The organism is SAR86 cluster bacterium, from assembly GCA_023703615.1.
In the GTDB taxonomy this organism is placed as follows: Bacteria; Pseudomonadota; Gammaproteobacteria; order Magnimaribacterales; family D2472; genus MED-G85.
In genome coordinates this window covers 119,829-143,186 of sequence record CP097971.1, presented here as the reverse complement: position 1 = coordinate 143,186, position 23,358 = coordinate 119,829, and the positions used below count along the sequence as shown (strand labels likewise).

General features: G+C 30.2%; 25 protein-coding genes and 1 pseudogene. 10 read left to right on the top strand and 16 right to left on the bottom strand.

Annotation, left to right across the window (positions count from 1 at the left end; genetic code table 11):
- Positions 1 to 966 carry an efflux RND transporter periplasmic adaptor subunit gene (locus tag M9C80_00755; protein ID URQ69722.1) on the bottom strand — a complete coding sequence of 322 codons (966 nt, stop codon included), beginning with the start codon at positions 964 to 966 and terminating at the stop codon, positions 1 to 3.
- A gap of 103 nt (positions 967 to 1,069) precedes the next feature.
- On the opposite strand from M9C80_00755, the gene M9C80_00750 reads away from it, so the two are divergent.
- Positions 1,070 to 1,684: a TetR/AcrR family transcriptional regulator gene (locus M9C80_00750; GenBank protein URQ69721.1), complete on the top strand. Its 615-nt coding sequence runs from the start codon at positions 1,070 to 1,072 to the stop codon at positions 1,682 to 1,684.
- On the opposite strand, the gene M9C80_00745 is transcribed toward M9C80_00750, so the two are convergent.
- Together M9C80_00745 and M9C80_00740 are read right to left on the bottom strand one after the other, a co-directional pair.
- Positions 1,674 to 2,078, bottom strand: a complete 405-nt coding sequence (locus tag M9C80_00745; protein ID URQ69720.1) for a DUF4399 domain-containing protein — start codon at positions 2,076 to 2,078, stop codon at positions 1,674 to 1,676. The genes M9C80_00750 and M9C80_00745 overlap by 11 nt on opposite strands.
- Before the next feature lie 34 nt (positions 2,079 to 2,112).
- On the bottom strand, positions 2,113 to 2,577 hold the full coding sequence (locus M9C80_00740; protein URQ69719.1) for a flavin reductase family protein: 465 nt from the start codon (positions 2,575 to 2,577) through the stop codon (positions 2,113 to 2,115).
- A gap of 51 nt (positions 2,578 to 2,628) precedes the next feature.
- Here M9C80_00740 and rsmD point away from each other — a divergent pair, with 51 nt between their 5' ends.
- The 3 genes from rsmD to M9C80_00725 are packed head-to-tail and all read left to right on the top strand — an operon-like array spanning position 2,629 to position 4,730.
- Complete coding sequence (gene rsmD / locus M9C80_00735) at positions 2,629 to 3,189, top strand: 16S rRNA (guanine(966)-N(2))-methyltransferase RsmD (protein URQ69718.1); 561 nt, start codon at positions 2,629 to 2,631, stop codon at positions 3,187 to 3,189.
- A complete protein-coding gene (hemC, locus tag M9C80_00730) occupies positions 3,179 to 4,087 on the top strand; it encodes a hydroxymethylbilane synthase (GenBank protein ID URQ69717.1) in 909 nt (302 codons plus the stop codon). Before rsmD ends, hemC begins: the two co-directional genes overlap by 11 nt.
- Complete coding sequence (locus M9C80_00725) at positions 4,074 to 4,730, top strand: uroporphyrinogen-III synthase (GenBank protein URQ69716.1); 657 nt, start codon at positions 4,074 to 4,076, stop codon at positions 4,728 to 4,730. The genes hemC and M9C80_00725 overlap by 14 nt, the downstream gene beginning before the upstream one ends.
- Here M9C80_00725 and rho read toward each other — a convergent pair.
- The 6 genes from rho to M9C80_00695 all read right to left on the bottom strand — a co-directional run bounded on the left by rho (position 4,719) and on the right by M9C80_00695 (position 11,682).
- A complete protein-coding gene (gene rho, locus M9C80_00720; protein URQ69715.1) occupies positions 4,719 to 5,999 on the bottom strand; it encodes a transcription termination factor Rho in 1,281 nt (426 codons plus the stop codon). The two genes, M9C80_00725 and rho, sit on opposite strands and share 12 nt — an antisense overlap.
- A 114-nt stretch (positions 6,000 to 6,113) precedes the next feature.
- Entirely contained in the window at positions 6,114 to 6,440 is a 327-nt protein-coding gene (trxA, locus tag M9C80_00715; GenBank protein ID URQ69714.1) for a thioredoxin, read from the bottom strand.
- A complete protein-coding gene (hemB, locus tag M9C80_00710; protein URQ69713.1) occupies positions 6,433 to 7,428 on the bottom strand; it encodes a porphobilinogen synthase in 996 nt (331 codons plus the stop codon). The genes trxA and hemB overlap by 8 nt, the downstream gene beginning before the upstream one ends.
- Before the next feature lie 4 nt (positions 7,429 to 7,432).
- Complete coding sequence (gene ilvD, locus M9C80_00705; GenBank protein ID URQ69712.1) at positions 7,433 to 9,094, bottom strand: dihydroxy-acid dehydratase; 1,662 nt, start codon at positions 9,092 to 9,094, stop codon at positions 7,433 to 7,435.
- Between the two features lie 24 nt (positions 9,095 to 9,118).
- Complete coding sequence (locus M9C80_00700) at positions 9,119 to 10,714, bottom strand: ABC transporter ATP-binding protein (protein ID URQ69711.1); 1,596 nt, start codon at positions 10,712 to 10,714, stop codon at positions 9,119 to 9,121.
- Positions 10,711 to 11,682 carry an alpha/beta hydrolase gene (locus tag M9C80_00695; protein ID URQ69710.1) on the bottom strand — a complete coding sequence of 324 codons (972 nt, stop codon included), beginning with the start codon at positions 11,680 to 11,682 and terminating at the stop codon, positions 10,711 to 10,713. The genes M9C80_00700 and M9C80_00695 overlap by 4 nt, the downstream gene beginning before the upstream one ends.
- Positions 11,683 to 11,772: 90 nt before the next feature.
- Between M9C80_00695 and M9C80_00690 the strand changes: the two genes are divergently transcribed.
- From M9C80_00690 to M9C80_00665, 6 genes and pseudogenes are all read left to right on the top strand, one after another.
- On the top strand, positions 11,773 to 12,186 hold the full coding sequence (locus tag M9C80_00690) for a protein-disulfide reductase DsbD N-terminal domain-containing protein (GenBank protein URQ69709.1): 414 nt from the start codon (positions 11,773 to 11,775) through the stop codon (positions 12,184 to 12,186).
- 40 nt (positions 12,187 to 12,226) lie between these two features.
- Entirely contained in the window at positions 12,227 to 12,661 is a 435-nt protein-coding gene (gene aroQ, locus M9C80_00685) for a type II 3-dehydroquinate dehydratase (protein ID URQ69708.1), read from the top strand.
- Between the two features lie 4 nt (positions 12,662 to 12,665).
- Positions 12,666 to 12,767 (top strand): annotated as a pseudogene (locus tag M9C80_00680) (acetyl-CoA carboxylase).
- A gap of 94 nt (positions 12,768 to 12,861) precedes the next feature.
- Complete coding sequence (gene leuS / locus M9C80_00675) at positions 12,862 to 15,279, top strand: leucine--tRNA ligase (GenBank protein URQ69707.1); 2,418 nt, start codon at positions 12,862 to 12,864, stop codon at positions 15,277 to 15,279.
- Positions 15,280 to 15,302: 23 nt separating this feature from the next.
- The gene (locus tag M9C80_00670; protein ID URQ69706.1) at positions 15,303 to 15,746 is read left to right on the top strand and encodes a hypothetical protein; all 444 of its coding nucleotides are present in this window, start codon (positions 15,303 to 15,305) and stop codon (positions 15,744 to 15,746) included.
- Between the two features lie 91 nt (positions 15,747 to 15,837).
- On the top strand, positions 15,838 to 16,713 hold the full coding sequence (locus tag M9C80_00665; protein ID URQ69705.1) for a DNA-directed DNA polymerase: 876 nt from the start codon (positions 15,838 to 15,840) through the stop codon (positions 16,711 to 16,713).
- On the opposite strand, the gene M9C80_00660 is transcribed toward M9C80_00665, so the two are convergent.
- The 7 genes from M9C80_00660 to rsfS are packed head-to-tail and all read right to left on the bottom strand — an operon-like array spanning position 16,706 to position 23,305.
- The gene (locus tag M9C80_00660) at positions 16,706 to 17,533 is read right to left on the bottom strand and encodes an aminotransferase class IV (protein ID URQ69704.1); all 828 of its coding nucleotides are present in this window, start codon (positions 17,531 to 17,533) and stop codon (positions 16,706 to 16,708) included. The genes M9C80_00665 and M9C80_00660 overlap by 8 nt on opposite strands.
- Positions 17,520 to 18,689 carry a D-alanyl-D-alanine carboxypeptidase gene (locus M9C80_00655; GenBank protein URQ69703.1) on the bottom strand — a complete coding sequence of 390 codons (1,170 nt, stop codon included), beginning with the start codon at positions 18,687 to 18,689 and terminating at the stop codon, positions 17,520 to 17,522. The genes M9C80_00660 and M9C80_00655 overlap by 14 nt, the downstream gene beginning before the upstream one ends.
- Positions 18,686 to 19,570 (bottom strand): lytic murein transglycosylase B, encoded by an 885-nt coding sequence (gene mltB / locus M9C80_00650; protein ID URQ69702.1) that lies wholly within the window; start codon positions 19,568 to 19,570, stop codon positions 18,686 to 18,688. The genes M9C80_00655 and mltB overlap by 4 nt, the downstream gene beginning before the upstream one ends.
- Positions 19,567 to 20,664, bottom strand: coding sequence for a rod shape-determining protein RodA (gene rodA / locus M9C80_00645; protein ID URQ69701.1), 1,098 nt, complete (start codon positions 20,662 to 20,664; stop codon positions 19,567 to 19,569). The genes mltB and rodA overlap by 4 nt, the downstream gene beginning before the upstream one ends.
- The gene (mrdA, locus tag M9C80_00640) at positions 20,661 to 22,499 is read right to left on the bottom strand and encodes a penicillin-binding protein 2 (protein URQ69700.1); all 1,839 of its coding nucleotides are present in this window, start codon (positions 22,497 to 22,499) and stop codon (positions 20,661 to 20,663) included. Before mrdA ends, rodA begins: the two co-directional genes overlap by 4 nt.
- Positions 22,496 to 22,960 carry a 23S rRNA (pseudouridine(1915)-N(3))-methyltransferase RlmH gene (locus tag M9C80_00635; GenBank protein ID URQ69699.1) on the bottom strand — a complete coding sequence of 155 codons (465 nt, stop codon included), beginning with the start codon at positions 22,958 to 22,960 and terminating at the stop codon, positions 22,496 to 22,498. Before M9C80_00635 ends, mrdA begins: the two co-directional genes overlap by 4 nt.
- Positions 22,961 to 23,305, bottom strand: coding sequence for a ribosome silencing factor (gene rsfS, locus M9C80_00630; GenBank protein ID URQ69698.1), 345 nt, complete (start codon positions 23,303 to 23,305; stop codon positions 22,961 to 22,963).
- Between the last annotated feature and the right edge of the window lie 53 nt (positions 23,306 to 23,358).

Sequence of the window (23,358 nt, the reverse complement as noted above, 5' to 3'; positions counted from 1 at the left end):
CTAATTAACTTTTTTACCTTCAATAATTTTTGAAGCTCCACCAAGGACTATAAGATCTCCATCTTGCAGTGTGCCATTAACAAAAGCATATTCATCCTCAAAATATATAATATCTACAAAATCACGAACCACTATCTCATTTTCATTTATTGTATAAACTGCCCAGATTCCTTGTTCAGATTGGGATAAAGATCTTAAAGGAACCCAAGTCCCTTTAGATTTTTTATTTACACTTAATTTTAATTTTGCTGTAGATCCTGGATTAAAAAAACTTTCAAATTTAAATATTGCTAATCTACTGTCCGACCCTCCTGGTGACATGGGTGCTAATCTTGCAAATGTGCCATTTGCTGTTTTGTTATCAAATTCAAAACCATAACTAGTGCCTATTTTCATATTCTCTAAAAATTCTATTGGCACAGATATGTGAGCCTCAACATAGTTTGAATCTAGAATTTCTAGTATTGGTGCGCCAGCGTTAATTACCGTGCCTGTATCAAGAAATCTACTTTGTATTACTCCATTAAAAGGTGCTATTAGATCTGTTTGCTCAACTTTGACTTTATATAACTCATATTGGGATTTTGCTATCAAATATTCCGAATTAACTCTATCTAGTTCCTGAACTGAAATATGGCCATCTTTTTTTAGATCCTCGTACCTGCTAAGCAATTGCAACGAAAGATCAAATTTTGCTTTGGCTTGGTTGAGTTGAGAAATGGCCTCTCTTTTATCCAGCTCAGCAAGCACATCACCCTTTGCAACCTCATCGCCTATATCTACATTTATCTTTTGTATTTTGCCCGTCACCTGAAAAGCTAATTTTGACTGCTCAAGTGGCACAAGCTTTCCTGGAAATTCTTTAGTAATTAAATAAGAATCCAAAATTTTAACTTCAAGAACTTCAAGTGATAGAACATTGAAGCTTAATAAAAAAATACAAAATATTTTAAAAAATTTGCTCATAGCTTCTTTATGATAATTTGACTTTTAATAATAAAAAAATTAATGTTTGCAGTGTAAACATAATACGCAAAATGTATGCAGTGTCAACATTAAGAAGAATTGTATGAAATCTTATCATCATGGAAATTTAAAAAAAGAACTTATTATATGTGCATGCAAACTGTGTGAAAAGGATGGATATACAAACCTAAGCATAAGAAGTTTAGCTAAAGAAAGTGGGGTTTCGCAATCTGCTCCATACAGGCATTTTAGTACTAAGAGCGATCTATATGCAGCAGTTGCAGTCCAGGGTTTTAGTGAGTTAGGAAAGGCATGTCATATGGATCCATCAAAAAAAATAACAAAAAAGAAGCTTATAAAAACTGGAAGAAAATATATAGAATTTGGTTTAAATTCAGCTAATACATATGATTTGATGTTTGGAACTGCTGTAGGAAGCTTTTCTAATTATCCAGATCTTTTAATTTCAGCAAATGCTACTTATGATAATTTTAGATTGTCTTTTAAAAAATTAGCTAATGACTCAGAAGAAGTAATTAGTCACAAATGCATAATTTTATGGTCGATGCTTCATGGCCTTGTTGGTATTCTTAGAAAGGTACGAATTGCAGGTGAAAGTTATAAGGAATCAGAAGGTCCAATGGCTGGTGCAAATATGATTGCAAAAAATCTTGATGCACATTTAGATATTGTTCTAACAAATATTATTAAGGGTTAATAACTTTAATCAAAATTTTCTCAGAGTAAACTGGTTGATCGTGTGGTGTATGAGAATAATCTCCAAGCAGCAATTGTAGAGTATGAGTACCCTCTTCGAGAAAAATACTTGCCTCTTCTTGTCCTTTGCCAAAATGTAAATAATTTTTACCAGAAGGTATTGGTCTTTTCAGATTAGGCAATTCTGAATCCACTATTAAGTGATGATGCCCAGAAACACATTTTGCATTTTTATCTGGCATTTTTGTAATTGGTAATATATTAATATTTTCCGATCCGAACTCTATTAAGAGATTATTATCATTTGAAATAAACCCATCGTTTATATTCTTAAAATAAACTTTTGCTAAGCCATTACAATCAATATTTTTATAATCATCTGCGATAACTAGCATATTTATAATTAAAATACTTAAGAAGATTAAAGTTTTAAACATACTTACCATTTACATAACTAAGAGTATTTATTTTATCATTAGAAATTGCATTTAATACTCTACCGATAACAATTGTGTGAGTATGATATGGCACTAAATCTTCAATGGAACAAAAGATATTTGCTTGAGCCTCTTCTAAAAATGGAATTGTTTGAGTGTTCCATTTGTCATGATCGAATCTTTGATCATATAAAGAGTCTGTTGAGCAAATATTTGAGATTTCTTGTTGATTTTTGTTTAAAAGATTTATACAAAAATCAGAATTTTTAATTAATGTATCATGAATTCTTGAGCTTTTGTTTATACAAACAAGTAAGCTTGGCGGCTCCATAGATATAGATGTCACAGATGATACTGTTATAGCATTCAATTCACCATCTATATTTTTATTTGATAAGATACTCACAGAATAAATATAGTTTCTCATTGCTTTTCTAAAATCACCTTGATCAGACATACATTGATTATACTTTGATTTATTTTTAAATAAGAGTGTTTAATTTACATTATGAAGAAAAAAATTAAAATTTCCTCGGGAATGCTTAAAGGTAAAAAAATTGTATTTGAGAATAGTCAAAGCCTAAGACCAACAACAAGCAAATTAAAAGAAATTTTATTTGATTGGCTTCAGTTTGAAATTTCAGGTACTAATTGCTTAGATCTTTTTGCAGGCTCTGGTTCTATAGGTATTGAAGCTATTTCAAGGGGCGCTAAAAAGCTGGTCTTCGTTGAAATAAATAAAAAAAACTTCTTAAACTTAAATAAGACAATTAAAGAACTTCAATTAAAAAATTTACCAAAAATATTTCTGAAGGATGCTTTTATTTGGATTAAAAACTTTGATTTATCTGATTTTGATTTCATTTTTTTAGATCCTCCTTTCAGTGCAAACTATGAAGAAAAAATTTTAAAATTTTTTTCAAAATATAATAAATTAAAATCTTCCTGTAAAATCTATCTAGAACATAGTAAGTTCATAAACATAAATATGCCTGATAATTTTTCAATATTAAAAGAGAAAAATATTGGAGATGTAAGAGCAATATTGATTCAAAAAAATGACAATTAAAATAGCTACTAGATCCTCAAAATTAGCATTACTGCAGGTTGATGAATTTCTTGATTATCAATCAATTAAAGATTTTGAAATTATAAAAGTTACAACAAAAGGCGATAAATTAAGTAATGAGGGAAAAACTCAATTCGATAAACTTAATTTTATATCGGACATTGAAAAATTAATTCTAAAAGGAGAAGTCGATGTTGCTATTCATTCTGCAAAAGACCTTCCTGCAATCCAATCTCCTACAATTGCTCAATCCTATTTTTCTCAAGAAAAACAAATAGGAAACGATGTTTTAATCTTTCGAAAAGATTTGGATCCAATTTTTAAAGAGCATTTAAGAATTGGGACATCAAGCTTAAGAAGACAAATGCAGGCTAAGCATCATCTAAATGCTTCAAATATTGTTTCTCTTAATGGCAACGTTACAACTAGACTGAAAAAACTTGAAGATGGCATATGTGATTGTATTATTCTTGCTGAAGCTGGATTAAGAAGATTAGATTTGATAAATAAAGAATTAAATTTTATAAGATTACAACATTACACAAACTTTGCTCAGGGTACTTTGGCTGTGCAATGGAAAACTGAATCAGAGCATGTAAGAGAAATGTGGAGTGGCGCTATGAGAGAAATGAAAGAAAAATACAATTTAGATATGTCTACTTACGATATAAACAGAACTAAAGAAATAAAAACTGGCCATGAGGTCTTAAAAGAATTAAATGCCGATTGTAATTCTGCTATTGCTTTAGAAGTAAAATGTGATGAATCTTCAACAGATATTGTTGGAGAAATATACGGTAGAAATAGATATATTTATTTTTATGCAAACAAAGTGAGTGATGCAATAAAAACAATTAAAGAAAAAGGCGGCTTAGAATTGTTAAATGAACATAATTGATACACGAACAGTAAATACTTTAAGTCCTTATAACAAGGGCGCCATAAAGAACATTCCTCTTTTTAAGCTTGAGCCATTAAGTTATGAATTGAAATCAAAGAATTACACGGATATTATTTTTCAAAGTACTCCGTCTGTAGAATTTTTTAATGACATTAATTTATTAAAGCATAAAAGAGTTTTTTCGATGGGAGTATCTACAAAAAAATCTCTTGCAGACAAAGGGATTGATTCTGTAAGTCCTGTTTTTCCTGGATCTTTTGCTCTTAGTGAGCTACTAAAGGAAAATCTATCAAATAGAAAGTTTTTAATTGTTAAAGGTTTGGGCGGACTAAATAAAATATTTAATTATTTAATAAAAAATGATGCGCAAGTTCACGAAATTATTTGCTACCAAAGAATGAAATTTGATAGTTATGAAGAAATAAAAAAATTATTTAAGAAATCAGATGCGATTATATTTCCAAGTACTTTTGCTGCAAAAATTTTTTTTGAAGAGATATTTTCTCGAGATTTAAGGGCTAGATATTTTGTGATATCTGAAAGAATTAAAAGTTTTATTAATACTTTAGGATTCGAAGCTTACTTAATAGACTATTTTTCTGATGATGTTGAGAAATCAATAAAAAATTTACTTAGTTGATTTCTTACCATTGCCATTTTTCATTGATGAAAAGAACTCGTCATTTGTTTTATGCGATTTTAATCTATCGATTAAAAACTGAATTGCTTGCGCATCCTCCATATCGTCGAGAATTTTTCTGAGAACCCACATTCTTTGCAATTCATCTTCTGCAGTTAAAAGATCCTCTCTTCTTGTCCCAGATCTTCTAATATTGATGGCTGGAAAAATTCTTTTTTCAGCAATTTTTCTTTCAAGATGAATTTCCATGTTACCTGTTCCTTTAAATTCTTCATAAATGACTTCGTCCATTTTCGAACCAGTTTCTACTAATGCGGTTGCAATGATTGTTAAACTTCCACCCTCCTCTAAGTTTCTAGCAGCACCAAAAAACCTTTTTGGTCTTTCTAGAGCATTAGAGTCAACACCACCACTTAATATCTTTCCTGATGCTGGCTGCACAGAATTATATGCACGTCCCAATCTGGTGATCGAATCTAAAAGTATAACAACGTCTTTTTTATGTTCCACAAGTCTTTTTGCCTTCTCAATTACCATATTTGCAACTTGAACATGCCTTGAAGGCGGTTCGTCAAATGTACTGGCTACAACCTCGCCTTTAACAGTTCTAGACATTTCAGTAACTTCCTCAGGTCTTTCATCAATCAATAAAACTATTAACTCAACTTCAGGATTATTACTTTTAATTGAATGTGCGATACTTTGAAGCATCAGCGTTTTACCAGCCTTTGGGGGCGATACAATCAAACCACGCTGACCTTTACCTATTGGAGCTATTAAATCAATTATTCTTGATGAAAGGTCTTCATTTGAACCAGTGCCTTGCTCAAGTAAAAGTCTTTCATTTGGAAAAAGAGGTGTTAAATTTTCATAAAGAATTTTATTTTTAGTTTTAGTAGGCTCCTCACCATTAATAGTGTCAACTTGCACCATCGCAAAATATCTTTCTTGATCTTTAGGGGTTCGAATTTTTCCTGCAACAGAATCACCCTTTCTAAGACTAAATTTTCTAATTTGACTTGGCGAAACGTAAATATCATCAGGCCCAGCACAATATGACCCTTCTGGTGATCTTAAAAAACCAAAGCCATCATTTAAAATTTCTAAAACACCGCCACCATAAATATCGATTCCCTCTGAGGCTTTGTGTTTAAAAATTTTAAAAATTATGTCTTGTTTCTTTAAGCGACCAACATCTTCAATACCAAGATCGGTAGCAATACCTACCAATTCGTTAATTGATTTAATTTTTATTTCTGTAAGATTCATTAATTATATAAAGTGTTCTTAACGTATAAATACTGAGTGTTTGGGAGCCTATTAGTCCTAGATATCAAAATAATAGAACTTTTTTTATTAAGATGCAAAGTTTATTGCATAAATTTAAACTATTGTTTTTATAAATACTTCAAGCTGTTCTTTAGTTAAAGCTCCAATTTCTGTGCCCGCAGGTTCCCCATTTTTAAAAATTATAAGTGTTGGAATTGATCTAATACCATATTTTGCAGCAACCTCTCTATTAGTATCTACATCCATTTTACATACCTTGAGATTATCTTTTTGTTCAGACGCAACTTCTTCAACTGTTGGAGATAGTTGTTTACAGGGACCGCACCACTCAGCCCAAAAATCAACTAAAACTGGTTTTTCAGATTGCAAGACATCTGATGTAAATTGTTCTTCATTAATAATAGCAGTTACGTCACTCATTTTTATTTATCTCCATTGAAATTTCTTTTGCGAAATATGTAAGTATTGCATCCGCACCAGCCCTTTTGAAACATACTAATGTTTCTAGTATAACATCTTTATCAAGCCAACCTTTTTCTATAGCAAGTTTTAACATGCTGTATTCTCCACTTACTTGATAAGCAAATGTTGGTATCTTAAAAGTCTCTTTTACTGAAGATAAAATATCTAAATATGGCATGCCGGGTTTTATCATCACAATGTCTGCGCCCTCTTCAATATCCATTGCTACTTCGTGCATAGCTTCAGATTTATTTGCTGGAGACATTTGATAGGATGATTTAGAGGATTTGCCAAGATTTGATGAGGAATTCACTGCGTCTCTAAAAGGTCCATAAAATTTCGAATTATATTTTGCAGCATAAGACAAAATCAAAGTATTTTTAAAATTTGAATTTTCTAGAGCTTCTCTTATTTTTCCTATCCTTCCATCCATCATATCTGAAGGTGCAATGATATCTGCTCCAGAAGCTGCAAGTATTAAGGATTGTGAAACTAATGATTCTAAAGTTGCATCATTATCAACATAATTATTGATTAGCAACCCATCATGCCCATGAGATGTGTATGGATCTAATGCAACATCAGCAATTATTACTAATTCAGGAAATTCTTTTTTTATTAGTTTTATTGTTTTTGAAATAATATTTTCTTCATTTAACGCCTCTTTGCCAAGATCATCTTTTTTATTTGAATCAATGACTGGAAATATAGCAATAGTTTTAATACCAGAAGATATTACTGATTCAACTTCTTTTAAAATATTATCAATACCATACCTATTAACGTTTGGCATTGATTCAATTGGCTCAGAACCATTTAGATTTTCTTTTACGAAAACTGGTTGAATTAAATCAGCTGAGTTAAGAGTATTTTCACTTACAAGATCAATTATTGAAGAATTAAGTCTGAGCCTTCTGAGTCTTGAGTTAGGGAATTTTCTTTTCATTTTTTTAATCAGTTATAGCACCAAGGCTTGCAGATTTTACACTTTTTGCATATTTTGCTAAAACACCTTTGGTGGGCGTGTCTTTTGGGTTTTTCCAGCTATTTCTTCTTTTCTTTATTTCCTCATCTGAAACTTTAAGACTTAATTGATCATTCTTTGCATCAATTAAAATGACATCTCCATCTTCAATCAAAGCTATATTTCCACCATCTGCTGCCTCTGGAGTTATATGGCCAACAACAAAACCATGTGTTCCTCCAGAAAATCTTCCATCAGTTATAAAGGCAACCTTGTCTCCCAATCCTTGACCCATGATTGCCGAGGTTGGTTTAAGCATTTCTCTCATTCCTGGACCTCCCTTTGGACCCTCATATCTAATTACAACTACATCTCCTTCCTTAATTTCTTTTGAAAGGATTGCGTTTACTCCTTCTTCTTCAGAATTAAATACTCTAGCTTTACCTTCAAATGAAGTTCCTTCTTTTCCAGTGATTTTTGCAACAGCTCCCTCTTCAGCTAAATTACCATATAAAATTCTCAGATGACTTGATGCTTTTATAGGACTATCCAAAGTACTTATGATCTCTTGGTTTTGATCATAACTTTTTATGGTCTCAAGATTTTTTGATAATGTTTCACCTGTGACAGTTAAGCAATCACCATGAAGCATGTCATGATCAAGCAACATTTTCATCAAAGGTTGAATACCACCTTTTGCATTTAATTCAGACATAAAATAATCACCAAAAGGTTTCAGATTGGCAAGAACAGGAGTATTTTTTCCAATTCTTGTGAAGTCATCTAATGAAAGGTCTACTCCAATAGCGTCTGCCATTGCTAGTAAGTGAAGAACTGCATTAGTCGATCCACCAAGTGCAATTACCATTGTAATTGCATTTTCAAATGCTTTTTTTGTCATTATATCTTTTGGCTTAATATCTTTTTCTAAAAGTTTCATTATTGCTAATCCAGCATCTTCACAATCTTGTTTTTTTTCAGATGATATTGCATCTTGACTGCTACTTCCTGGAAGGCTCATACCTAAAGCTTCAATAGCAGATGCCATTGTATTTGCTGTATACATGCCACCACAAGATCCTGGACCCTTGACGGAAACTTTTTCAACATGAATTAGATCAGATTCTGGAATGCTACCCTTTGAAAATTCACCAGTTTTTTCACAAACTGTAACATAATCTGTATTTTCTTCGCTTGGTTTTATAGAGCCGCCATAAACAAAAATTGAAGGTCTATTTAATCTTGCAATACCTATCAAGCAACCAGGCATATTTTTATCACAGCCTCCAATTGCAATTAGACCATCATAACCCAAGCAATTTACAACTGTTTCAATAGAATCAGCAATAACTTCTCTTGAGACTAAAGAGTATTTCATGCCTTGAGTTCCCATCGAAATTCCATCTGATACGGTAATTGTGTTAAAAAGAACACCTTTACCATTATTTAAATTAATAGATTCCTCTACAATTTCAGCTAGCTCATTGATATGCATATTACACGGAGTTACCTTTGCTCCAGTTGAAGCAATTCCAACAAAAGATTTTTCAAAATCCTCTGATTTGAAACCAACTCCTCTGAGCATTGATCGAGATGCAGCTTGGCTTGGTCCATCAACCAGAGTTTTTGAATATTTTCTATTAGCCATTTCTATAATTTTCTAATTTTATCTTTAGTTAGCTGCATATTTTAACGCAGCTGATAGCAATTTTTTAGTGTAATCCTCTTTAGGTTCTTCAAATACGCTATCCGAGGAACCAGATTCTACTATCATTCCATCCTTCATTACAAAAATATAATCCGACATTGACCTTATTACTTTTAAATCATGACTAATAAATAAATAAGTTAAGCCATATTCCTCTTGTAAATTTTTAAGTAAATTTATAACTTGGATTTGAATTGATCTATCAAGTGCTGAAGTTGGTTCATCAAGAATTATAAAGTCAGGATTCATTACTAGCGATCTAGCTATTGCTATTCTTTGTCTTTGACCTCCAGAAAATTCGTGAGGATATTTATTTTTTGATGAATTTTCAATTCCAACATCATCAAGTGCGCTATCAATTCTTATATTTCTATCTTTTTTTGATAAATTGAAGTGAACATCAAGTCCTTCGCCAACAATCTCATTAATAGTCATTCTGGGAGATAATGATCCATATGGATCTTGAAATACAATCTGAATATGCTTTTTAACGCTCTTAGATTGTTTAGATAATCTTGAATTGAGTTCAGTATTGTTGAAAATAATACTTCCTTCATAATTTACTAAATTTGCTATTGCTTTGCCTAGAGTAGATTTTCCTGAACCAGACTCACCAACTATGCCTACTGTAGAATTCTTTTGAATGTTGAGTGAAATATTTTTTAATGCATGAAAATTTTCTTTTTTGAATAAATTTTTTGAAACGATTGGATAATAGACATTTAAATTATTTATTTGTATTAAACTTTGCTCATTCATTACTAGCTCTTGTTTTTCTTTTGGTTCAGCATTTAAAAGTTTTTGTGTATAAAAATGGCTTGGATTATTAAAAACTTCTTTTGTTTGCCCTTTTTCAACTATTTTTCCATCTTTCATAACACAAACTTTGTCTGAAAACTCTTCAACTAATCCAAGATCATGAGTTATAAATAATATTGACATTCCTAGCTCATTTTTAAGTTTATTCATTAAATCTAGTATCTGTGCCTGAATGGTTACATCCAATGCTGTTGTAGGTTCATCTGCAATCAATAATTTAGGTTCATTGACCAATGCCATTGCAATCATAACCCTTTGTCTTTGTCCTCCAGAAAGCTCATGAGGATATGAATCATATCGTCTCTCAACTGAATCTATTTCTACTAATTTCATTAAATTAAGTGTTTTTATTTTTGCATCTTTTTTTGAAATGTCTGAATGCAACAATATTGACTCTGATATTTGATTGCCAATTTTGTGATAAGGGTTTAAAGAAGTCATTGGTTCTTGAAAGATCATTGAAACAATATTTCCTCTAATACTTAAAAGTTTCTCTTCAGACGCATTTATAATTTCATCTCCCTGAAATTGAATTGAAGAAAGTTTAGAATACTCAGCCTGAGGTCTAGGAAGTAATTGAAGTATAGACATTGCTGTAACTGATTTTCCTGAACCTGATTCACCTACAAGCGCTAAAGTCTCATTAGTATTAATTTCAAAAGATATATCATCTACAGCTATAAAATTACCTTGTCTTGTATGGAATTCAACACTTAAATTTTTTATATCTAATAGCGTCATAATATTTTTTTATATTCATTCAAGAAGTCTAAAACAGCTGCTTTTGGTTCATGTAATTTAGTCATTGATACAAATCCATGAAACATACCAGGATAATGAAATTGTTTTACATCTGCGCCCATCTCTAACAAAATCGAAGCATAGTCTTCTGCTTCATCCCATAGTGGATCAAAACCAGCTGTAATAATTATAGTTTTAGGCATTTCATCCCATTTATTTATCTTTAACAAATTGAATTTAGGATCTATTAAATCATCATCAGAGTTTTTTAATTTATCCCAAAACCATAACATTGATTCTTGATCAAGAACGTATCCATCATTTAAAACCTTATGTGAATCTGATTTACAATTAGGATCGCACATCGGATAAATTAAAAATTGGTTGCAAGGCAGTGACTTTTTTTCTTCGAGAAGTTTATGCACTAAGGATGCAGCCAAATGAGCTCCGGCACTATCTCCACATAAGCTTATATCCTTACTAGAATAACCTTGGTCTATTAACCATTGAAATGCAGATTCGGCTTCTAAAGTTGCTTTTGGAAATTTTGATTCTGGCGAAAGACTATATCCCAATGAGAAAATTTTTACTCCCAAAATTTCAGAAAAATAACTGACCATAGGGTCATTAGTATCAATTGAATTTAGAACGTAACCACCTCCATGAAAATATAGAATTACTTTTTTTGACTTAATTTTTTCAGGTTCGTACTCTCTTATGGTTAATTGTTTATTTTCAATTAAATGATCTGTCTTTTTTAATTCATTTTGAATTTCTTCTGATATAGGATATTTTGTTCTTCTGTCAATAATAAGATCTCTCATTTTTTTTATAGCTTCATAAGACATTTCTTTAAATTTAATCTTTGGCATTAATTTAAGAAATACGAAGGATTGATTATCAAGAAACTGATTTCTTCTCGATGGCGCTTTAAAAAAAGGAATTAAATTAAATACCCAGTTTGGCATATAAAAGAAATTCTTTAATATAAATTTACGTAACATTTTTTTTAAAAATTCTTTCATTTATGGAAATACAAGCTTATTCTTTTAGCATAAATGCGAAATGTAATTTTTATTCTCTTATCTTATACATTAATTCTTCCAATAATTGGAGAAAATATATTTAAAGAGGGAGAGATATTACCAGCCAATGAAGCATTTGTGGTAAAAAAAATAATTAATAAAAATAAGATTGCAGTTGAATGGCAAATAAAGAAAGGCTATTACCTCTACAGTGACTCCATAAAAGTTAAAAGTTTAGAGACTGGTTCAGTAAATTTTGACATTCTTGATGATAATAAAATTATGTACACAGATCCATTTTTTGGTGAAACCGAGATTATTAAGAATAAGCTTATAATTCAAATCAAACCTGAACAAAATTTAAAAGCAAAATTTGAAATTCATTTTCAAGGATGTTCTGAATCAGGTTTTTGTTATCCCATGCAAAAGATACTTATTCAATCCTAAAATCTCTTAAATCTATTTAAAATCTGTTAAAGTCAACATTATGAAAATTTTAGTTTTAAACGGACCAAACTTAAATCTTTTGGGAAAAAGAGAAAATGATATTTATGGTGAGAAGTCTCTTGAGCAAGTCATATCAAAACTTGAGAAAACTGCAAAGGAGAATGATTGCGTAGTTGAGTCTTTTCAGTCTAATGCAGAACATGAGTTAATTAACAAGATACAAGATGCGAAAACATCAGGTTATTCAGCAATAATTATAAATCCTGGGGCATTTACGCATACCAGTATTGCAATGAGAGATGCATTTTTGGCAACCAAAATACCTTTTTATGAGGTTCATATTACTGATATATATAAAAGAGAAAAATTTAGACATAATTCATTTTTTTCAGATATTGCTGAAAAGTCTTTTATTGGAGAAGGCGTCGATGGTTATGAAAATGCCCTAAAAGAAGTTATAGGAAACTTTAGATAAAAATATGGATATAAGAAAGATAAAAACTTTAATAGAAATGCTTCAAGAGTCTAACTTGGCAGAAATTGAAGTAAAAGATGGAGATACGTCAGTTAGATTAAGTAAAAAAAATATTAAAAATGATGAATCTAAATCAACTGAAGAAGAAATAGTGATAAAGAAATTCGAACAATAGATATTGTCAAATAACTTATAAAAATATGGTTCCTGAATATAATTTCAAAAAAATAGAAGCTCTTGTTCAAGACAAATGGATCAAGGAAGAAAGGTTTAAAGCCAAACCTGACGACAGAGAAAAATTTTATTGTCTTTCAATGTTTCCTTATCCATCTGGTAAATTACATATGGGCCATGTGAGGAATTATACAATTGGTGATGTAATTTCAAGATTTAAAAGAATGAATAATTACAATGTATTCCAGCCTATGGGTTGGGATGCATTTGGTCTACCTGCAGAAAACGCAGCAATTGCAAATAATGTAACTCCACAAGAATGGACTAATGAGAACATAAAATATATGAAAAAACAGATGATTTCTCTGGGTCTTGGCTACGACTGGTCTAAAGAGCTAAGTACTTGCGACCCAAATTATTTTAAATGGGAACAGCATTTATTTAAGAAATTTTATGAAAATAATTTGATTTACAGAAAAAAAGCTTTGGTTAATTGGGATCCCGTCGATGAAACTGTTCTAGCGAATGAACAGGTCATAGATGGTTTAGGATGGAGATCAGGCGCAAAAGTTGTAATTAAGGAAATTGATCAATGGTTTATAAAAATTACTGATTATGCTGAAGAATTATTAAGTTCTCTTGATGACGTTGACTGGCCGGAAAGAGTAAAATTAATGCAAAGAAATTGGATAGGTAAGTCAAAAGGTGCAGAAATAATATATAAGGTAGATAAATCAGATAGTCCCCTAAAAGTTTTCTCCACAAGACCAGACACTATTTTTGGGGTGAGCTTTCTCGCAATTTCTCCAAATCACGAAATATCCATACAGCTAGCAAAAGAAAATAAAGATATAAAAAAGTTCTTAGAGAAATGTAAAAAACAAAAAGTTGCTGAGGCAGACATGGCTAAAGCTGAAAAGTTAGGTATTAAAACTCAAATAAATGCTATTCATCCATTAACAGGTAATAAATTGCCTCTATGGATTGGTAACTTTGTTTTATTAGAATATGGGACTGGTGTTGTAATGGGTGTGCCTGGTCATGATCAAAGGGATTATGAATTTGCAAAAAAGTATGATATTGAAATACCACAAGTAATTACAACAAATAATAAAGAGGAGGTTATTCCAATTATTAATAAAGGTATTTTAATTAATTCTGATATTTATGATGGTATGACTTCTGACGATGCGTCTGAAAAAATTATTAGTGACTTAATAAATAAAAATCTTGGAAATCCATTAATACAATTCAGATTGAGGGATTGGGGTATAAGTAGACAAAGATACTGGGGTTGTCCAATACCTGTGATTTATGAAGATGGAATACCTAAACTTGTTGAGGATGACAATATACCAATTAAGCTTCCTAAACTTAAAAAAGGAACTGGGCCAATTCCACTAAGCCAAAATGACTCATTTAAAAAAATCTCTTCAAATATTGAAAGAGAAACAGATACATTTGACACATTTATGGATTCGTCTTGGTATTATGCTAGATTTACCTCTTCTGAAAATAAATCCTCAATATTTGATGATAATTCAAAATACTGGCTTCCCGTAGATCTCTATATAGGAGGGATAGAACATGCCATTCTTCATTTGTTATATTCAAGATTTTTTCACAAAGCAATGAGAGATCTTGGTTTGGTTAAGGGAGATGAACCTTTCAAAAAATTACTTACGCAAGGTATGGTTCTTAAAGATAGTGCAAAAATGTCAAAATCAAAGGGGAATACTGTTGATCCTCAGTCTTACATTGATAAATATGGGGCTGATACGATACGACTTTATATGATGTTTACTGCTCCGCCCGAACAAAGCTTAGAGTGGTCTGAATCATCAGTTGAAGGTGCATATAGATTTTTAAAAAGAATATGGTCGCTGGTAGTCACTAAAAAGTATAGTGAAATTTCAATACCAAAGTCTTTTACACAAAATGAGAGAGATTTGCGGCGTAAAACACATGAAACAATAAGAAAAGTAACAAATGATTTTGAGAGCAGATTTGGTTTTAATACAGCTATCGCATCAATAATGGAGTTACTAAATTATATACCGGATGATTTCAAAAAAGATGATGCCAATGAAAATCAAAAATATTGTTTAAATGAACTTATAATTTCAATATTAAAAATGCTTTACCCAATTTCACCTCACATATCAGAACATCTGTGGGATGGATTTTTTGACGAAAAAGAACTAGGAAATATTGAAAGCTCTTGGCCAGTATTTGATGAAGATTTAATTAAAAAAGAGGATTTTTTATTAGTAGTTCAGATAAATGGAAAAGTAAGGGGAAAGATTAAGATTATGAAAGATACAAGTCAGAATCAAATTGAAGAGCTTGCTAAAAAAATAGAAAATGTTGGTTCAAATCTTCAAAACAAAAAAATTAAAAAAGTTATCTACATTGAAGAAAAGATATTAAATTTTGTTATCTGAGAAATCGGCTTTAATATATATTTATGAAGTTTATTTTTATTTCTTTATTTTCATTATTCCTATTATTTGGTTGTAACTATAAACAATTAGAAATTGGAACTTCTTCAAACTTTGTTAATTTTAATTTTGATAATTCAATTCCATTGAGTATCTCTTCAGCTTTTAAATCAAATAATACTTATTCTAATTTACTGGATGCAGAAATAAATGACTATCGTATGAGTAAATATGAAGTATTTGGAAGTCCATCTATAAGAGCATTAGAGGGTGAAATAAAACTTTCAGTGAATCTGTTAATTAAAAATAATAAAAAAGAGATTAGAAAAAGTATCGTTTCAATTCGAAGGTATAAAACAAATGAGCTAAATCCACTTGCAGAAAATGAAATGATAAAAATTTTAGAAAAAGAACTACAAAATGATGTTATAAAAAAAATTATAATAGAGGTCGATACATTTGATTTGTGAAGCTACATCGTTAAATAAATATATTGATAAATCACCTTTAATATATTTTATTTACGGGTCTGAGATAGTTCTAAAAAATGAATCAAAAAAGATGATTAAAAAATTTTTGGAGAAATCAGGTTTTTCTGAAAAGATTTTTTTAGATTCAAGTCAGATTAATGAGATTGAAAAAACTATTATTGAGAATTCTAGTGGCTCATTGTTTGGATCAAAAACGATAATTGATATTGAGCTTGCTAAGGGTAGATTACCAGATTCTTTAAATATGGTTTTTGAAAAAAAGGGGTTAGTATCTAAAAATATTGCCATCATAATCAATTCACAAGCTGAAAAAATATCTAAAACAACTAAACTCATAAAAAAGATTGATGCTCAAGGCTTAATAATTGAATGCAAAAAATTAAAATCCTTCGAAGAAAAAATTTGGCTTAAAAGCAAGTTAAATTTTTTGCAAGATACTAAAGTAAATGAATACGTTGAAATTATTTCAAATATGAATGTTGGGAATTTAGCAGCACAAAAAAATGAAATTGAAGTGCTTAAACTGCTTAATCTTTCTAAGTCAGAAATTCCTATAAAACAATTCAATGACTCTTCAGAATTTGTTCCATTTGAATTGGAAGACGCAATCATTAACAAAAATGCTAAATCTTCTTTAAGAATACTCAATACTATAAAAAAGAATGAAGATCATTATGGCCCTCTTTTAATTTGGATAATTGGAAAAATTATTAATACATCTATAAGTGCTGTAACAAGCAGCTATCCCAAAAAAAGCTTACAAGAATCTGGAGTTTGGCAAAATAAAATTACTCTATATTTAAATTTTATCAATGGATTTAACCATAATGAACTAATCAAAATTCAAAAAAAAGTTTTCGAACTCGATCTTGCAGTTAAAGGCTTAAGTCAAAAGAATTTTTGGAATGAAATAAGCATGTTGGTTCTTAAGCTGACTGCTAAATAAAGTAGATTTCCTTTAGGATGTCTAAACTTTCTAAATAAAGATCATCGTTTAGATCAAATGATTTATTAATATCTCGAACTTCTATGACTGGCGCAATTGGTTTGGTTGAGCTAGTAAACCAAATTGATGACGCTTCCTTTATGTCTTTGAGTGTGTATTTACTCTCATTTACAACTATATTTTTTTTCTTGAGATTTTCAATAAGCAAAGATCTTGTTATGCCAGGCAAAATATTTGAAGATAAAGAAGGAGTACATATTTCATTATTTTTAACAAAAAATACATTAGACGCACCGCCCTCTGTAATATTTTTTCCTTTAAACATTATTACTTCCTCACAATTATATTTACTTGCCTCATTCATTTGCATTACATTTCCAAGCAAAGAAGTTGATTTTATATCGCATCTACCCCATCTCAAATCATCACACATCAGAACTTTAATTCCTTTTATTTTAAATTCATATGGCTTTGCATATCCAAAAGTTTCATTAGTAATATTTGAAGAGTGAATGTGCGACCTTATTTCATCTATTCCTCGAGAAATTTGATAGTAAACGTATCCATTTTTGCTTTTGCAATTGTCAATTAAAGTTTTTATTTCAGAACTTACTAAGTTCAAGTTAAAAGTAATATTTAAATTTTTAGAACTTTTTTTTAATCTATCCATATGCAATGAGTGCGCGATTGATTTACCTCTCACAAATGGAACTACTTCATAGACACTATCAGAAAATGTATATGCTCTACTTAAAGGCGATACCTTGATATTTTCGAGTAAATCAAATACTCCATTGTAGAAAGCATTAATTTGATTCACTATCTGTCATTCCAAATAAACTAAATATCCATAAAACAAATTTAGACCATAGTCTTCCAAAAAAACCTTTTGCTTGAATATCTTTTAATGCAACTAAATCTTTAGATAAAATAATTTGATCATTGCTTAGTATATCTACTGTACCAATTTTTTGACCAAAGCTTATTGGAGCTTGAATGTTATTTTTAAATGTGTAGTTTATTTTAAGATCTTTAAAACTAGTTCTTGGAATTGTAATAGAGACATTATCTGCCACGCCCAAAGCTAGCGTATCATCTTGACCTCCCCATACAGTGACCTCTTTGTATTCTTCATTTGCATCTAATATTTTTTGAGTAACAAAAAATTTAAACCCATACTCAAGAAGCCTTCTTGTTGATTGAATTCTTGATGTTTCGTCCTCAGCTCCGGCAATAACTGAAATCAATCTCATTGATCCTCTTTCGGCTGATGAAACTAAACACCAGCCAGCTGATTCTGTGAAACCAGTTTTAACTCCATCAACAGAATCATCTTGCCATAAAAGTATATTCGTTGATTTTTGTCTTTTACCCCATCTGCATGTTTCACAAGTGAAATATTTTTCTTTATATAATGAATAGTGCTCAGGATAATCCTTTATCAAGTTTGCTGTCAAAATAGAAAGATCTTTGGCGCTAGTATAATGGTTAGGTTCTGGCATACCAGTAGAATTTACATAATTAGTATTTGATAAGTTCATTGATTTTGCGTAAGCATTCATGATGTCTACAAACCCATCTTCAGTTCCACCAGCCTTTTCAGCCAAAGCTACTGCAGCATCATTTCCTGATGCTACGATCATTCCTTTAATTAGTTGGTCTACATTTACTTTATCTCTTGGTTCTAAATAATTTGAAGATCCCCCAACTTTCCATGCTCTCTCACTAATTTTTACTTCTTCATTCAAATCCAATAAATTAGTCTCAATTTGTTCTGCAAGAACATAGCTTGTCATAATTTTTGTCATGCTTGCAGGCTCAATTAATTCGTCAGAGTTATATTCTGCAATTATTTTTCCAGTATTAGGCTCATAGAGGATATAACTTTTAACGTCTAATTCAGGAGAATTAGGAATAAAATTTTGAGAAAATAAAAAATTCCCAAAGGATAAAAAAACTAATAGTAAATATTTCATAATTTCAACTCTTCTGACAAATAATAAACAGCCATTGCATAAAAATGACTTATATTATATTTGGTTATAGCAACAAAATTATCATCTCCTACAAAATAAATTTCTTTTTCGTCCTCATTAAAACTTAATGGAATAAATTTTGAAAGATTTTTATTTGGTTTATATACTTTTCTAACATTATTTGGATAAACTTTTGTAACAATTTTACCTTCCCTTTTCCATCCATGGACATATAAATAATTTGCAACACTTCCAATTGCATCCTCAGTCGAAGAAAATAAATCACTAATCCCATCATTATTATAATCAACTGAATATGCTCTATAGCTAGATGATATGAATTGACCATAACCCATGGCACCTGCATAAGATCCTTTTACATTTAAAATATCTATATCATTTTCTCTTGTTAATAGAAAAAAATTTATTAATTCACTTTTAAAAAACTTTGCTCTTTTTGGATAATCAAAACCAAGAGTTGTTAAGCTGTCTAGAACTTTATGCCTTCCTTGTATTGATCCGTATCTAGTTTCAACTCCAATAATAGCTGTAATAATTTCTTTTGGGACACCAAATTCTTTTTCGGCCTTGTTAAGTATCAGCAAATTATCATTAATGAATTTTTTTCCATTTCTAATTCTCTTTTCTTCAATAAATATTTTTTTGTATCTATCCCAAGTTAGTGTGAATTCAGCTGGACTAGAGATGGCATCTAATATTTTTTGTTGTTTTTTAGCTTTGGATAAGACTTCTATGACGTAAGTGCTCTCAAAATTATGTTTGTTTACAAGCTCTTCAATTATAGCTTCAGCTTCTGGATGATTGGAATAATCAGATTGAAGCTGAGATATAAAAAAAATTGTTATTAGAATTATTCTCATCTTTGCATTAACTTCTTATGTGTTGCCATCGAAATAATTATTCCAAAAGCAATATAGAATGATAGCAAAGATGACCCTCCTTTGCTTATAAATGGCAATGGCATGCCTACAACTGGAATAATGCCAACCACCATACCTAGATTTATAAAAAGCGTTGAAGCAAAAATTAAGCTAAGCCCTCCAATACTCAATCTACAAAATCTATCACGAGCGTTATATGCTAAATATAAACACCTAACTAAAATAAAGAAAAACAATAAACAAATTACTGAAACTCCAAGAAAACCAAATTCCTCCGCAATTACAGCAAAAATAAAGTCTGTTTCTGTTTCCGGCAGAAAATCTAAATATGCTTGAGAGCCTTCTTGATATCCTTTGCCATTTATTCCTCCAGAGCCTATTGCAATTTTTGATTGAGTTATATTCCATCCAGTTCCATAAGGATCTTCATTTGGATTTAATAAAGTAAGGATACGTTGCCTCTGAAAAGGCTCTAAGAAGTTATTCCATAAAAAAGGCGTTGATAAAATTAAAATTCCAAATGCTGCGCCAATAAACCTCCAACTTAATCCTGCCAAAAATAATATATACATACCAGCTAAAAAAATTACTATGCTGGTTCCTAGATCTGGTTGGCTTGCAACCAATAAAAAAATTATAACTATTAAGGTTATTGAAATAGATGCGTTTTTTAAACTAATGGGAAGTTTTTTGCTATATAAATAAGATGCTAAAAAAATTGGGAGAGATATTTTTATTATCTCAGAAGTTTGAAGAGTAAAAAAACCAAAGTTAAGCCATCTTTTTGCTCCATTCATTTCCTTGCCAAAAAAAATTGTCATAATAATTAATATGAAAGATATTAATAAGAATAAGCTAGAAGTATTCTTATAAAAATCTGGATCGGGCTGACTAACAAAAAACATTAAGAATAAACCAAATGCGACAAACATAGCCTGCTTAATAACGATATTTAAGTTTCCTTGAGAAGCACTGTAGAGAAAAAATAATCCCATTACAGAAATTAAAGATATCGTAATAAACAAATACTGATCAAAATAAATTGTAAAATTTTTAAATTTTAATATTTTCATTCTTTTATCAATTTTTTCAAAACTTCTATTGCAACTGGGCCTGCGACAGAACCACCACTTTCACCATTCTCAATTACAACACTTACTGCATATTTAGGATCTGGCATTGGGCCAAATGCTACAATTATTGCATGATCCCTTTTACCTTTGTTTTCTCTAACAATTTCATAATCTTCTTTACTATCTAAACTTACTAGTTCTACGGTTCCAGATTTTGCAGCTACAATAAATTCTTTGTTTTTTTTAAGTCTTTTTGCAGTTCCTTTGGGATGCTCTATTACATCAATCATGCTTTGATGAAGATTGTTCCAATCGCTATTTGTAATATTCTTTGGAACTAATGAATGAGTCTCTTGTTGATCTAAATCACTTAAAAAGGATAGTTTTTTTAACTTTCCTTTGTTTGCAAGGAAAGCAGCATAGTAGGACAATTGTAATGGAGTAGCGCTAAGATAGCCTTGCCCAACTCCTAAATTTACCGTGTCGCCCTTAAACCAACTGCTATTAATGTTATTTATTTTCCATTGCGGGCTTGGCAACAGCGCATTATCTGGGTAGAAACAATCTGCGCAAACATTTTTACCAAAACCAAAGTTAGATAAATGTTCAATTAAAGAGTTAATATCTGAATTGTATGCTAGTGAAAAGAAAAAAGTGTTAGAGCTCTCAACAATTGCATCATTTAAATTTATTATGCCGTGACCACCTTCTTTCCAGCCCCTATAAACTCTTTGATCTTCGGGTAAAATAAAATATCCTGGATCATCAATTGTATAATTCCAATCAATAATTTTATTATCAATACCATATAAACCAATTGCGGGTTTGATTGTTGAGGCAGGTGAATATCTACCTTGTCCAGCTCTATCAAAAAAAGGTTTACTTAAATCATTTAGCAAATCATTAAATTCTTTTGTTGATATACCACTGGTAATTTTGTTAATTGAAAATGTTGGCGAACTTAAATAAGTTACAATTTTTCCTGTATTAATTTCAACCGCAACAATTGCACCTCTTCTTCCATCTATTTGATTAAAAGCTTCTTGCTGGGCTTCTAAGTCGAGCGCAAGATATATATTTTTTCCATTATTTGGAGGTAAGAAGCTCACCTCATCTAAAAATCTTCCAGTAGCGTCAACCTCATATGTTATTTTTCCAAAATCACCTCTTAAAGTATTATCATATGTGCTCTCAATTCCTGTTTTTCCTTTAAGAAATCCATTTGAATATTTAAAGATAGTTTCAACTTGAGTTAAATTTTGAGCATCCAAAATTGAATTTATTTCTTCATCACTAGTTACACCAACATAACCCAAAGAATGTGCAAATAAATATGGATACATATTAAATCTAGAGTATCTAACATCAATAAAAGCATTAGGAAAATTAAATTTTCTAACTTCGAATTTTGCAATATCTTCCTTTGAGAGATTTTTCTTTATGGTTAGCTCCCTATTAAAAAGAGCTTTTTTTGCAAAATTTTTATTTATATATTCAATTTCTTGATCATTTAATGGCAAGATTTCTTTAATATTTATTATGAATTTTTCAATATTTTGTATTTCTGAGGCTTTAATAATTAAGTTGTAACTTGAAACATTTTTTACAAGCACATTGCCATTCCTATCATATATTTGACCTCTAATAGGCTGAACTAATAAATCTCTTGTTTTATTTTGCAAAGATGCTAATTCATAACTTGAATAGCTTGAGATTTGTAATGAATATATTCTTACTAGAAAAAATAAAAATAGCAGAGCAAAAATTAAATAAATGAAAAGAAGTCTATTAAAAAAACTTTTTTTTTCGATTCTTCTTTCATCAAGATCAATCATTTGTGATAAGGCGAATTATTTATTATTGATAAGGCTCTGTATATTTGCTCTACAACCAATATTTTAAAGATTTTATGTGGGAAGGTTAAGTTTGATGCAGAAAAAACTAAATCTGATTCTTTAATAATTTTTTTAGTTAAACCAAAAGAACCCCCAATTATAAATGTAATATTTTTTTTACTTATAATGTTTGTTTTAATGAAATTACTAAATTCAAATGAATTTATCTGCTGTCCAGAGCAATCCCATGAAATAATAGAGTCTACGTTAGCTAATTTTGGCAAAATAAGCTTCTCTTCAAGATGCATAATTTCTTTCTTTGATCTTTTTACATGTTGTTGACTCTTTAAGTTTATAAAATCTATTTTTATACTTTTTGGAAATTGTTTTGTGAAATGTTTCAAGCCTTGATGCTCCCAATTAGATAATTTGTTAGTAATTGAAATTATTTTGATGACCATTTAGGCTGAAGTGTTCAAAAGAGTTTTTTCACCCCAAAGTCCTTCAAGGTCATAATAATCCCTTGTCTCTTTAGTCATTATATTTATAACAATCTCTCCGCAATCTACAAGCACCCATCCTGATTCTACGTCTCCTTCAATGCCTAAAATACAAAGTTGGTTTAGTTTTATTAAATCAACCAATTTGTTAGAAAGAGTTTTTGCATGTCTATTAGAAGTTGCTGAAACAATTATTAATGAGTCTGCAAAAGCAGATATTTTTTTTACATCAAGAACAAGTAAATTTTTAGCTTTATTTTCTTCTAATGATTTAATGCAGATTTTTTTAAGCTTATTATTTGGCAAAGTTGATTTATAAATTAAACAATTTATTCTAATGTTAATACTAAATCATATTT

Bases quoted from the DNA above. Each gene is read 5' to 3' on its own strand.
- M9C80_00755 (URQ69722.1), bottom strand. From the start codon at position 966: ATGAGCAAATTTTTTAAAATATTTTGTATTTTTTTATTAAGCTTCAAT.
- M9C80_00750 (URQ69721.1), top strand. From the start codon at position 1,070: ATGAAATCTTATCATCATGGAAATTTAAAAAAAGAACTTATTATATGT.
- M9C80_00745 (URQ69720.1), bottom strand. From the start codon at position 2,078: ATGCTAGTTATCGCAGATGATTATAAAAATATTGATTGTAATGGCTTA.
- M9C80_00740 (URQ69719.1), bottom strand. From the start codon at position 2,577: ATGTCTGATCAAGGTGATTTTAGAAAAGCAATGAGAAACTATATTTAT.
- rsmD (URQ69718.1), top strand. From the start codon at position 2,629: ATGAAGAAAAAAATTAAAATTTCCTCGGGAATGCTTAAAGGTAAAAAA.
- hemC (URQ69717.1), top strand. From the start codon at position 3,179: ATGACAATTAAAATAGCTACTAGATCCTCAAAATTAGCATTACTGCAG.
- M9C80_00725 (URQ69716.1), top strand. From the start codon at position 4,074: ATGAACATAATTGATACACGAACAGTAAATACTTTAAGTCCTTATAAC.
- rho (URQ69715.1), bottom strand. From the start codon at position 5,999: ATGAATCTTACAGAAATAAAAATTAAATCAATTAACGAATTGGTAGGT.
- trxA (URQ69714.1), bottom strand. From the start codon at position 6,440: ATGAGTGACGTAACTGCTATTATTAATGAAGAACAATTTACATCAGAT.
- hemB (URQ69713.1), bottom strand. From the start codon at position 7,428: ATGAAAAGAAAATTCCCTAACTCAAGACTCAGAAGGCTCAGACTTAAT.
- ilvD (URQ69712.1), bottom strand. From the start codon at position 9,094: ATGGCTAATAGAAAATATTCAAAAACTCTGGTTGATGGACCAAGCCAA.
- M9C80_00700 (URQ69711.1), bottom strand. From the start codon at position 10,714: ATGACGCTATTAGATATAAAAAATTTAAGTGTTGAATTCCATACAAGA.
- M9C80_00695 (URQ69710.1), bottom strand. From the start codon at position 11,682: ATGCCAAACTGGGTATTTAATTTAATTCCTTTTTTTAAAGCGCCATCG.
- M9C80_00690 (URQ69709.1), top strand. From the start codon at position 11,773: ATGCGAAATGTAATTTTTATTCTCTTATCTTATACATTAATTCTTCCA.
- aroQ (URQ69708.1), top strand. From the start codon at position 12,227: ATGAAAATTTTAGTTTTAAACGGACCAAACTTAAATCTTTTGGGAAAA.
- leuS (URQ69707.1), top strand. From the start codon at position 12,862: ATGGTTCCTGAATATAATTTCAAAAAAATAGAAGCTCTTGTTCAAGAC.
- M9C80_00670 (URQ69706.1), top strand. From the start codon at position 15,303: ATGAAGTTTATTTTTATTTCTTTATTTTCATTATTCCTATTATTTGGT.
- M9C80_00665 (URQ69705.1), top strand. From the start codon at position 15,838: ATGATTAAAAAATTTTTGGAGAAATCAGGTTTTTCTGAAAAGATTTTT.
- M9C80_00655 (URQ69703.1), bottom strand. From the start codon at position 18,689: ATGAAATATTTACTATTAGTTTTTTTATCCTTTGGGAATTTTTTATTT.
- mltB (URQ69702.1), bottom strand. From the start codon at position 19,570: ATGAGAATAATTCTAATAACAATTTTTTTTATATCTCAGCTTCAATCT.
- rodA (URQ69701.1), bottom strand. From the start codon at position 20,664: ATGAAAATATTAAAATTTAAAAATTTTACAATTTATTTTGATCAGTAT.
- mrdA (URQ69700.1), bottom strand. From the start codon at position 22,499: ATGATTGATCTTGATGAAAGAAGAATCGAAAAAAAAAGTTTTTTTAAT.
- M9C80_00635 (URQ69699.1), bottom strand. From the start codon at position 22,960: ATGGTCATCAAAATAATTTCAATTACTAACAAATTATCTAATTGGGAG.